Consider the following 10,787-nt stretch of genomic DNA (forward strand, 5'->3'; position numbering starts at 1 on the left):
CGCGCGCTGGTCGGCGCGCGACAGGCGCAGGTCGGGCTGGACCGGACCAAGCGCCGCCAGACGGCGCAGCCAGCCGCCGGGCGCGGGTTCGGCGTCCAGCAGCGCCTGCAGGCGCGCGGCATCGGCACCGGGCAGCAACTGATGCAGCACCCCCGTCCGGTCCATCAGGGCAACCGCCGGGCCGGGGTCGGGCGCGTCCAGCAGTTTCTTCAGTTCCGCCCCGATGCGTTCACGGGCGATGCGCGACAGGCCGTCGCGATGCTCGCCGCAGGCGGCGACGGCGGCCGGGTCGGCATCCTGCCCGTAGCGGGCCAGGAAACGGAAGAAGCGCAGGATGCGCAGGTAATCCTCGGTGATCCGCGCGTGGGCGTCGCCGACAAAGCGCAGGCGACGGGCGGCCAGATCGGGCAGGCCGCCCATCGGATCGATCACCACCCCGTCGCGGCCCGCGTAAAGCGCGTTGATCGTGAAATCGCGCCGCGCCGCGTCCTGGGCCAGGTCGGTCGAGAACGCGACCACGGCATGACGCCCGTCGGTGTCGACGTCCCGGCGAAAGGTCGTGACCTCGAACCCGCGCCCGCCGGCGATCAGCGTCACGGTGCCGTGGTCGATGCCCGTGGGCACGGCACGGAGGCCCGCAGCATGTGCCAGCCGGGTCACCCGGTCGGGCAGGGCGTCGGTCGCGATGTCGATGTCGTCGATGGGTTGGTCCAACAGCGCGTTGCGCACCGCGCCGCCCACCAGATAGGCGTGATCGCCCTCTGCCTGCAGCGCGTCCAGCACCCGGATCAGGGCGGCATCCTCCAGCACATGCGCGGGCAACCGGGTCATAGGCGCCGCGCCAGTCCCAGCAGGATGCGCGCGGTCGCGCCCCACAGGTAATAGGGCCCGAACGGCGCCGCGTGATAGCTGCGCCAGCCGCCGCGCCAGCGCCGGCGTTCGACGCGATACCGGGCGGGGTCGGCGACATGCGCAAAGGGCAGGTCGAACGCCTCCTGCACCTCTCCGGCCTCGGGGACGGGGGCGAAGGGGCCGTCGATCAAAGCCAGGACCGGGGTCACGGAAAAGCCTGTGACGGTGCGGTGCGGCGGCAGGCAGCCCAGCACGCGCACCTGGGACGGGTCCAGACCGATCTCCTCGCGCGCCTCGCGCAGGGCGGCGGCGACGGCATCGGCGTCGCCCGGATCGACCTTGCCGCCGGGCAGGGCGATCTGGCCGGGGTGGTGGCGCAGCCCCGACGCGCGCTTGGTTAGGACCAGGCGCCCGTCATCGGCGCGAAACGCCGCCAGCACCCCCGCCGGGCGCAGGGGCGCGTCCGGCGGCGCGGCTTCGGGGTTCAGGTCATAGTCAGAGCTGGGGTCCGCCGCGCGACGCAGGGCGTCGCGCAGGCGGGATTCGGACCACTCCGTCACTCGGCCGCCTTGTCGCTGTCGCTGTCGGGCAGGGGGTTGCCGTCGGCATCCACCGTCGCCTCGAAGCCCAGGCTTTGCGGGTCGAAGACGTAATGCGCGCCGCAGAACTGGCAATCGGCGGTCACGGTCCCCTCCGGGGTGGTCATGTGCGCGATATCCTTGGCCGAATAGATCGACAGCGTGCCCCGCACCCGGTCGGCGTCGCAGGAACAGCCGAACTCCACGCGGTGCGCGTCGAAGACCCGCGGCGTCTCTTCGTGGAACAGGCGCAGCAGCAGGTCGGTCGGGCCGACGGTGGGGCCGATCAGCTCCAGCGTCTCGACCGTGTCCAGCAGGATGTTGGCCCGGCTCCAATCCTCGGATTCCGCGCCCTGCAGGATGTCGGCCGCCTCGATCAGCCCGCCCTCGCCGCTGCCGCCCTCGGTCGGCTGCGCCGGATTGCCGGGCAAAGTCTGCAGCATCATGCCGCCGGCGCGCCACTGCGCGTCCTGACCGGACAGGCGCGACTGGCCCGACGCCAGCTGGAACCGCGTCGGCAACTGTTCGGATTGCGCGAAATAGGTCTGCGCGCAGGCCGACAGCGACCCACCCGTCAGCGGCGTGATGCCCTGATAGGGGGTGCTGCCCGGTCCCTGGTCGATCAGGATGGCGAAATAGCCCTCGCCGATCTGCTCGAAGGGGGCACGGGCATCCAGGCGATCGGGGTCGAAGCTGGCCCAGGCCCGGATGCGGGCGGGCTTGCCCTCGCCCTCGGGGGCGAAATAGTCGGCGGCCAGCGTGCGGATCGCGCCGTTGCCGCGCACCTGCAGGCTCAGCTTCCAGCGCAGCTTGACGGTCGGGCCGATCAGCGCGGTCAGCAGCGCGATCTCGGCGACCATGGCGCTGACGGCGGGCGGATAGTCGTGACGCGACAGGATATGGTCCAAGACGCCGTCCAGACGCACCACGCGGCCCCGGATGGAACTGCGGTCAAGTTGAAAGGGCAGTACGGTGTCGTCCCAGGCGATCTGGTTGATCTTGCTCATGATTGATCCTTGAGGTGGTGTCGGCGCCGACATTGCGCGCCCGGTTGCGCCCAATATAAGGCATTTTCCGCCGATCCCAAGGGGGCCCGGGCACGCCGCTTTCCGCCACGCCCGGTCCGGGCTATCACGGGCGGGCAATCAGACAGGTGCCCCATGATCCCACGTTTCGGACAACCGCCGCTGACCGGACCCCGCTATCGCCGCAGGCCCGGCGCCTATGCGATCCTGTGGCGCGACGGGCGCATCCTGCTGACGCATCAGAAGGCGCCCGAACCCGAATTCCAGCTGCCCGGCGGCGGCATCGACCCCGGAGAGCACGCCCTGGCGGCCCTGCACCGCGAGGTGGCCGAGGAGACCGGCTGGACCATCGGCGCGCCGCGCTATCTGGGCAGCTATCGGCGGTTCTGCTTCTCACCCGATTACGACATGCACGCCGAAAAGCGCTGTCAGATCTGGGTGGCACGGCCTATCAGCCGCCTGTCGCCGCCGACCGAACCGGGACACAGTGCGCATTGGATGACGCCCGCGCAGGCGATGGACGCGCTGGCTGATCCGGGGTCGCGTGCGGCGCTGTCGGGGTGGCTGGCGGGACGCTAGCCGTCGTCCAGGCGGATGACCTTGCCCGTGCCACGAAACTCGACCAGCACCGCGGACATGTCGTCCTGCCGTTCGCCGCGGCAATATTCCGACACCGACCAGGCCATTGATTCCAGGAAGGAATGGCCGTTCAGGAAGGCGTTGGTGCGCATCACCGCCTCAAGCCCGTCATTGCCCAGCTGGCGGCCGTTGGGGGTCGTGGCCTCGGTGATGCCGTCGGATGCGATCAGCAGACGGTCGCCGGGACCAAGGGTGATGTCGATCTCGTCGAAGAGCGGGCTTTCGAAGACGCCGATCGGCATGCCGCCCGCGCCCAGATGCGTCACCGTGCCGTCGGCCCGTTGCAGCGCGGGGTGGGGGTGCCCCGCCTGGACCATGCGCAGATGCCCGGTCATGTGGTTCAGCTCGGCATAGATCATGGTGAAGTAGGTGTCGGTGTTCATCTCCTCCAGCATCATCGTGTTGAAGAAATGTGCCAGCGCTGCCGGCCCCCCCGCATCCGCCCCGCCAAGCGCGCCGCGCAGCGCGATGTTCTGGTCGGACGACCCCGACAGGTGCACCGACAGCTGCGCCGTCAGCAGTGCCGCGGTCACGCCATGCCCTGATACGTCCAGCGCATAGAGGCCAAGCCTGTCGTCGCCGATGGGAAAGAACCCCACCAGGTCGCCGCCGATATGGCCCGCCGGGCGCAACAGCAGGCTGATCTCGATCTGGCCGAACCGCCCGGAGCGTTCGCGCACCAGCCCCTGCTGCAGCTTGCGCGCCTCGCGCAGGTCGCGTTCCATCGCGGCCTGGGTCTCGGACAGCTGCGACAGGGCCTGGCGCAGCTGGGTGTTGCTGGCGCGCAGCTCCTCCTCGATGCGCAGGATGCGCTCGCCGGCGGCAAGGCGCGCCAGCAGTTCCTGGGGTGCCACGGGCTTGGTCAGGAAATCGTCGGCGCCGGCCTGCAAGCCCTCGGTGATGGCATGGGCGTCGGCATTCGACGTCAGCAGCACGAAATAGCCATAGTTCGGGCGCGACAACTGGCGGAACGCGGCGCAGAACTGCAGGCCGGTCATCTCGGGCATCACCCAGTCCGACAGCACGAGGTCCGGGGCCAGCCTTTCGCACAGCTGCAGCGCCTCGGCCCCGTTGGCGGCCTCGATCACGTCATAGCCGCCGCGTTTCAGCAGCCGCGCCAGCAGCCGGCGTTGCGCGGCGCTGTCATCGACCAGCAGCACCAGCCGCTTCTGCTTGGGCGGTGCCGTGTCGGAGAGGAGAGAGGGGCGATTCGCGGCTGTCATGGGACCATGCATAGCGTGCCGGTCGTAAATTTCGGGTAAACCGCCCCGTTCCCCGCGGTTAAACTTTTCGCAACGCGGCCGCGCTAGACAGGGGCATGTCAGCGATTCGAAGGGTTTGGGGAATGATCGATTGGAACCGCGTGATCGAGCTGCGCGACCAGCTTGGCCCCGAGGAGCTTTTGCCCATCATCGACATGATCTTGGTCGAGATCGAGGCGCATCTGTTCGCGTTGGACAGCCGCACCCTGCACCTGGCCGAGGACCTGCACCTGCTGCGCGGCCTGGCGCTGAACATCGGCTTCACCGAGTTCTGCGCCCAGTGCCTGCGCGCCGAACAGCAGCTGGCCCGCGGCGACCAGACGGCCCTGGCCCCCGCGGCACTGCGCGCCAGCTTCGGCCATACAAAGCAGCTGTTCCTGCGCGACCTGCCGCATGTCATGGACGGCGACCAGGGCGGTCAGGCGGCCGCCTGGGCGTCGTGATCAGACCAGCAGTTCCGACAGGATGCCGTCGTTCGTGATGTCGCGATAGGCAAAGCCCGATCGGTCCAGCCGCGCCATCAGCGTGATCAGGTTGGCCGGGTCCGACGTCTCGATCCCGATCAGAACCGAACCGAAGTTGCGGGCGGATTTCTTGAGGTATTCGAACCGCGCGATGTCGTCGTTCGGTCCCAGCAAGTCCAGGAAATCGCGCAGCGCGCCGGGGCGCTGCGGCATGCGCAGCACGAAATACTTCTTCACGCCCTGGAACCGCTGGGCCCGCTCCTTGACCTCGGGCAGGCGCTCGAAGTCGAAATTGCCGCCCGAACAGACCGCGACGACGGTCTTGCCGGACAGGTCGCCCAGATCACCCAGCACGTCCAACGCCAGCGCGCCCGCGGGTTCCAGCACCACGCCTTCGGTGTTCAGCATCTCCAGCATGGTGCGGCAGATGCGGTCCTCGGGGGCCAGATAGACGTCGGCGGGGGTAAAGCGCTGCAGCGCCTCGAAGGGCAGGGCCCCGATGCGCGCGACCGCGGCACCGTCGACGAAGCTGTCCACCGCCGGCAGGGCCACGGGCGCCCCCTCCTGCAGTGCGGCCTTGAGGCTGGCGCCGCCCAGGGGTTCGGCAAAGGCAAAGCGGGTGTCCGGCGCCTGGGTCGCCAGCAGCTTGGTGACGCCCGCTGACAGGCCGCCCCCGCCCACGGGCAGCACGACCAGGTCGGGCGCGCGGCCAAGCTGCGCCAGCATCTCCATGCCGACGGTGGCCTGCCCCTCGATCACGTCGGGGGCGTCGAAGGGCGACAGGAACTGCGCGCCCTGTTCGGCGCAGAAGGCCTGGGCCGCGGCCAGAGTCTGGTCGAAATAGTCGCCCTTCAGCACAATCTCGATCGCGTCTCCGCCGAACATGCGGGTCTTGTCGATCTTCTGTCCCGGCGTGGTGATCGGCATGAAGATCGTGCCGCGCGCGCCGAAATGGCGGCAGGCATAGGCAACGCCCTGGGCATGGTTCCCCGCGCTGGCGCAGACGAAATGCCCGGGCGCGCCGGGCGTGACCTGCTTGCGCATCGCGTTGAACGCCCCGCGCAGCTTGTAGCTGCGCACGGGGGTCAGGTCCTCGCGCTTGAGCCAGATGTCGGCGCCGTATTTCGCCGACAGATGGTCGTTGCGTTGCAGGGGCGTAGGCTCGAACAGGTCGCGAAGCGCGGCCTCGGCCAGACGGACGGCGGCGACAAAGTTTTCCATGCCCCGCCCATGCCGCGAAACGGGCCTGTTGGCAAGGGTCAGCGCAGCGCGCGACCCTCGACGAAATGCCCCCAGAGCGTGGTGATGATCGACAGCGACAGCAGGGTGCCTAGCCAGGCAGCCAGAAGCGTGGCCACCAGCCCCACCAGACCGGGGATCTGCGACGCAAGGTTCAGAATGGTCTGCAGGATCTGGCTGAACACGGCCAGAAGGAGCAGGGTGCCCAGACAGGATTCCGTCCCCTTCCAGCCGGTCGTCAGCGACCTTGCGGCGCCGATGGCCGCCCCGGCCAGCCCTGTTCCAAGGCGCAGGCCGATGATGGCCACCGCGATCCCGATGATCAAGCTGGCCAGCATGGTGACGTAGATGCTGCCGTTCAGCGCCGAGGTCAGCGCCACGATGAGGATCATGGGCATGAAGACGATCAGCATGATGACGAGGCTCATCCTGACCGCCGCCCAGAAATAGCGCGCCTCGGAACCTCCGATGCTGCGAAAGACCTGCGGGCGTTCCCCCAGGAGGACGTGACGATGCCAGGATGCAGCCAGGCTGACGAAGGCCAGCACGAAGGTCGCGATGATCGCCACTGCCACCACTGCGACAATGATCCCGGGCGGATCGCCGACCGCTAGGGCCTGGTGCGCGGCCATCCCGATGCCGATGCCGAGGGCGGCCAGCAACAGCGGCAGAACCGACAGCGTCAGCGCCGCGCCCAGATTGCCGGTCAGCTGCAGAATGGAATGGCGGAGAAGGCGAAAGGCCAGCATCAAATCACTCGTTTGAAATCGCCCAGACGCTAATCGCCCCCGAACCCTTGTGACAACGCGCAAATCGCCGTATTCCCGCTGAAACTTCGACGAAGGGTTAACCGCATGTCCGACGCGCCGAAAAAAGTCGTCCTCGCCTATTCGGGGGGGCTTGATACCTCGATCATCCTGAAATGGCTGCAGACCGAATATGGCTGCGAGGTGGTGACCTTCACCGCCGATCTGGGCCAGGGCGAGGAGCTGGAGCCCGCGCGCGAAAAGGCGCTGATGCTGGGCATCGCGGCCGAGAACATCCACATCATCGACGTGCGCGAGGAATTCGTGCGCGATTTCGTCTTCCCGATGTTCCGGGCCAATGCGCTGTACGAGGGGCTGTATCTGCTGGGCACGTCGATCGCGCGGCCGCTGATCTCTCAGCATCTGGTGCGGATCGCGCAGGAATCGGGCGCGGATGCGGTGGCGCATGGCGCGACCGGCAAGGGCAACGACCAGGTCCGGTTCGAGCTGTCGGCCTATGCGCTGGACCCGTCGATCAAGGTGATCGCGCCCTGGCGGGAATGGGACCTGACCAGCCGCACCAAGCTGATCGAGTTCGCCGAGAAGAACCAGATCCCCATCGCCAAGGATAAACGCGGCGAGGCGCCCTTCAGCGTCGACGCGAACCTGCTGCACACCTCCAGTGAGGGCAAGGCGCTGGAGAACCCTGCCGAGGCCGCGCCCGACTATGTCTATCAGCGCACCGTGAACCCCGAGGACGCGCCCGATCAGCCCGAGTTCATCGAGGTCACCTTCGAGAAGGGCGATGCGGTGGCGATCAATGGCGAGACCATGTCGCCCGCCACGATCCTAACCAAGCTGAACGAGCTGGGCGGCCGGCACGGCATCGGCCGTCTGGATTTCGTCGAGAACCGGTTCGTCGGCATGAAGTCGCGCGGCATCTATGAGACGCCGGGCGGCACGGTCCTCTTGGAAGCCCATCGCGGGATCGAGCAGATTACCCTGGACAGCGGCGCAGGCCACCTGAAGGATTCGATCATGCCGCGCTATGCCGAGCTGATCTATAACGGCTTCTGGTTCAGCCCCGAGCGCGAGATGCTGCAGGCCCTGATTGATAAGAGCCAGGAGCATGTGACCGGCACGGTGCGGCTGAAGCTCTACAAGGGTCTGGCGACCTGCGTTGGCCGCTGGTCGGATCATTCGCTGTACAGCGAGGCGCATGTGACCTTCGAGGACGACGCGGGCGCCTATGACCAGAAGGACGCGGCGGGCTTCATCCGCCTGAACGCGCTGCGCCTGAAGCTGATCGCCAACCGCAACGCCCGCGTGGCGAAATGACCGCCGGGGCCGCCCGGATCGCCATCGTGACCGTCAGCGACCGCGCGTCGAGAGGCGAGTACGAGGACAAGGGCGGCCCCGGCGCCGAGGCCTGGCTGCGGGGTGTCGTCACCTCGCCCATGATCATCGACCGCCACATCATCCCCGACGGCCGCGACAGCGTTGCCGCCACCCTGCGCGACCTGGCCGACGGGGGCGCGGACCTGATCCTGGTGACCGGCGGCACCGGCCCCGCGCCGCGCGACCTGACGCCCGAGGCCGTGGCCGACGTGATGGACAAGGAACTGCCCGGTTTCGGAGAGGAGATGCGCCGCGCCTCCCTGCGCGAGGTACCGACCGCCATCCTGTCGCGCCAGACCGCCGCGATCCGCGGGCGCAGCCTGATCATCACCATCCCCGGCAAGCCCGCAGCCATCGCGACCTGCCTGGATGCGGTCTTTGCCGCTGTCCCCTACTGCCTGGACCTGATGGGTGCGGCGCGCATCGAGACCGATCCTGCACGAATCCAGGCCTTTCGTCCCAAATCGACCTGACCGCCCATAAGGGCCGGAAAAGGGGGTATTTGGACAAAGGAGACTGACTTCTTCTTTGTCCAAATACCTGAAAGCGCCTAGCCGCCGAACAGACGCAGGGCCAGCGGGGCGATGATCGCCGTCAGTACCGCGTTCAAGCCCATGCCGATGCCCGAAAACGCGCCCGCCGTGGCGTTTACCTGGAACGCCCGGGCCGTTCCGATGCCATGCGCGGCGACGCCCACCGCAAATCCGCGCGCGCGCCAGTCGCGGATCTTCATCGCGTTCAGCAGAGGCGTGACCACGATCGCGCCGAAGATGCCTGTCAGCAGAACCAGCGCCGCGGTTAGCGTGGGCTGACCGCCCAGCTGTTCGGCGATGCCGATGGCCACCGGCGCGGTGGTGGATTTCGGTGCAAGCGAGGCCAGGACCGATCCCTCGATCCCGAAGGCGCGGGCGATCAGCAGAGCCGAGACGACCGCGACGCCGGATCCGGCCAGCAACCCTGCCAGCATCGGCCACGCCGCGCGCCGCACGCGGGGCAGGTTGTCATAAAGCGGCAGCGCCAGCGCCACGGTGGCCGGCCCCAGCATGAAATGCACGAATTGCGCGCCGTCGAAATAGGTGGCATAGTCGGTCCCCGTCATCCCCAGCAGCACCGCCAGCAGGATCACCGCGATCAGCACGGGGTTGGCCCAGCTGGAGCGGCCCAGTCTGCGCGACACTGCGTCGCCCGCGAGGTACGCGACCAGCGTGGCGGTCAGCCACAACAGCGGCCCCTGCGCCAGATAGGACCAGATCAGGACCGGATCACTCACGCCCCTGGTCCCTCAGGGCGGCGCGTTCTTCGGATCCGGTCAGGCGGGCCACCGCGGTGAAGGCCCAGGCGCCTGCGGCGATGGCCAGCACCGTCGATCCCGTCAGGGCGGTGGCCAGCCCCAGCCCTTGTTCGCGCAGCAGATCCCAGTGGGCCACGATGCCAACGCCCGCAGGCACGAAGAACAGCGACAGATGCGACAAGAGTCCCGTCGCCGTGGGGCGGATCGCCTGCGCCAGGTCAGGGCGCAGGATGAAGGCCGCGACCATCGCGATCAGTCCGACTACCGGGCCGGGCAGGGGCAGGCCCAAGCCGCGCGAGGTGATCTCTCCGACCAGCTGGAACGTCAGGATGATGGCAAGGCTGCGGATCATGCCGCAAGAGTAGCGTGCGGCCCCCGGGCGCGCCAGTGGCGACGCCGCGCATCTTGTGGATAAGTGTCCCGGCGGGGCGACATCTTGCGGTCCGGTTGACTTGTCCCCCCTGCGGATGGACAATCCGCCAGCCTTTTCGAATCTGGACCCGACCCCTTGCGCTTTGACCGCCTGCGACTGAACGGCTTCAAGAGCTTCGTGGACCCGACCGATCTGGTCATCCGCGAGGGGCTGACGGGCGTGGTCGGGCCGAACGGCTGCGGCAAGTCCAACCTGCTGGAGGCCCTGCGTTGGGTCATGGGCGAAAACCGCCCTACCGCGATGCGCGGCGAGGGGATGGAGGACGTGATCTTTGCGGGCACCACGCGCCGCAATGCCCGTGCCCATGCCGAAGTTTCGCTGAGCGTCGACAACCGCGACCGTCTGGCGCCCGCGGGCTTCAACGAGGACGATCAGTTCGACATCACCCGTCGCATCACCCGCGACGCGGGCAGCGCCTACAAGATCGCCGGCAAGGACGTTCGGGCGCGCGACGTACAGATGCTGTTCGCGGATGCCTCGACCGGGGCGCACAGCCCGGCGTTGGTGCGGCAGGGCCAGATCAGCGAGCTGATCAACGCCAAGCCCCGCAACCGCCGCCGCATCCTTGAGGAGGCGGCCGGGATCTCGGGGCTCTATGCGCGCCGCCACGAGGCGGAGCTGAAGCTGAACGGGGCCGAGGCGAACCTGACGCGGGTGGACGATACGCTGGACCAGCTGTCCGCCCAGGCCGCGACGCTGGCGCGTCAGGCGCGCGCGGCGGCGAAATACCGCGAGATCGGCGCGGCGCTGCGCCTGGCCGAGGGGCTGCTGCTGTACCGCCGCTGGTCGGATGCCGAGGCCGCGCGCCTGGCCGCGGCGCAGGCCCTGAGCGAGGCGGTGCGGGCCGCCGGTCAGGCGGG

13 protein-coding genes are annotated in these 10,787 nt (G+C 68.5%); 5 read left to right on the forward strand and 8 right to left on the reverse strand.

Going from position 1 to position 10,787, the window contains the following annotated elements; translation table 11 throughout:
• From TW83_RS13700 to TW83_RS13710, 3 genes are all read right to left on the reverse strand, one after another.
• The coding region (locus TW83_RS13700; protein ID WP_052714896.1) for a CCA tRNA nucleotidyltransferase at positions 1–831 on the reverse strand (831 nt) is incomplete at its 3' end.
• Positions 828–1,412 carry a CoA pyrophosphatase gene (locus tag TW83_RS13705; RefSeq protein WP_239441350.1) on the reverse strand — a complete coding sequence of 195 codons (585 nt, stop codon included), beginning with the start codon at positions 1,410–1,412 and terminating at the stop codon, positions 828–830. The genes TW83_RS13700 and TW83_RS13705, both read right to left, overlap by 4 nt.
• Entirely contained in the window at positions 1,409–2,437 is a 1,029-nt protein-coding gene (locus TW83_RS13710) for an Hsp33 family molecular chaperone HslO (RefSeq protein ID WP_045983336.1), read from the reverse strand. The genes TW83_RS13705 and TW83_RS13710 overlap by 4 nt, the downstream gene beginning before the upstream one ends.
• Before the next feature lie 153 nt (positions 2,438–2,590).
• On the opposite strand from TW83_RS13710, the gene TW83_RS13715 reads away from it, so the two are divergent.
• Positions 2,591–3,034 carry an NUDIX hydrolase gene (locus tag TW83_RS13715; RefSeq protein ID WP_045983337.1) on the forward strand — a complete coding sequence of 148 codons (444 nt, stop codon included), beginning with the start codon at positions 2,591–2,593 and terminating at the stop codon, positions 3,032–3,034.
• Here the strand turns inward: TW83_RS13715 and TW83_RS13720 are convergent.
• Positions 3,031–4,317 (reverse strand): SpoIIE family protein phosphatase, encoded by a 1,287-nt coding sequence (locus TW83_RS13720; protein WP_045983348.1) that lies wholly within the window; start codon positions 4,315–4,317, stop codon positions 3,031–3,033. The two genes, TW83_RS13715 and TW83_RS13720, sit on opposite strands and share 4 nt — an antisense overlap.
• A 122-nt stretch (positions 4,318–4,439) precedes the next feature.
• Here TW83_RS13720 and TW83_RS13725 point away from each other — a divergent pair, with 122 nt between their 5' ends.
• Entirely contained in the window at positions 4,440–4,799 is a 360-nt protein-coding gene (locus tag TW83_RS13725; protein ID WP_045983338.1) for a hypothetical protein, read from the forward strand.
• Here the strand turns inward: TW83_RS13725 and ilvA are convergent, their stop codons facing one another.
• Positions 4,800–6,041, reverse strand: coding sequence for a threonine ammonia-lyase IlvA (gene ilvA, locus TW83_RS13730; RefSeq protein ID WP_045983339.1), 1,242 nt, complete (start codon positions 6,039–6,041; stop codon positions 4,800–4,802). It abuts the gene before it with no gap.
• Positions 6,042–6,079: 38 nt separating this feature from the next.
• Positions 6,080–6,808 carry a hypothetical protein gene (locus TW83_RS13735; protein WP_045983340.1) on the reverse strand — a complete coding sequence of 243 codons (729 nt, stop codon included), beginning with the start codon at positions 6,806–6,808 and terminating at the stop codon, positions 6,080–6,082.
• Between the two features lie 105 nt (positions 6,809–6,913).
• Here TW83_RS13735 and TW83_RS13740 point away from each other — a divergent pair, with 105 nt between their 5' ends.
• Positions 6,914–8,143: an argininosuccinate synthase gene (locus tag TW83_RS13740; protein WP_045983341.1), complete on the forward strand. Its 1,230-nt coding sequence runs from the start codon at positions 6,914–6,916 to the stop codon at positions 8,141–8,143.
• Positions 8,140–8,676, forward strand: a complete 537-nt coding sequence (gene mog, locus TW83_RS13745; RefSeq protein ID WP_045983342.1) for a molybdopterin adenylyltransferase — start codon at positions 8,140–8,142, stop codon at positions 8,674–8,676. The genes TW83_RS13740 and mog overlap by 4 nt, the downstream gene beginning before the upstream one ends.
• 77 nt (positions 8,677–8,753) lie before the next feature.
• Here mog and TW83_RS13750 read toward each other — a convergent pair whose 3' ends face one another.
• Both TW83_RS13750 and TW83_RS13755 read right to left on the reverse strand, forming a co-directional pair.
• A complete protein-coding gene (locus tag TW83_RS13750; protein ID WP_045983343.1) occupies positions 8,754–9,473 on the reverse strand; it encodes an LrgB family protein in 720 nt (239 codons plus the stop codon).
• On the reverse strand, positions 9,466–9,846 hold the full coding sequence (locus TW83_RS13755; RefSeq protein ID WP_045983344.1) for a CidA/LrgA family protein: 381 nt from the start codon (positions 9,844–9,846) through the stop codon (positions 9,466–9,468). Before TW83_RS13755 ends, TW83_RS13750 begins: the two co-directional genes overlap by 8 nt.
• A gap of 156 nt (positions 9,847–10,002) precedes the next feature.
• Between TW83_RS13755 and TW83_RS13760 the strand changes: the two genes are divergently transcribed.
• Positions 10,003–10,787 (forward strand): AAA family ATPase (locus tag TW83_RS13760; RefSeq protein ID WP_045983345.1); only part of this gene is annotated, 785 nt, incomplete at its 3' end.

It is taken from the genome of Paracoccus sp. S4493 (assembly GCF_000967735.1).
Lineage (GTDB): Bacteria > Pseudomonadota > Alphaproteobacteria > Rhodobacterales > Rhodobacteraceae > Paracoccus > Paracoccus marcusii.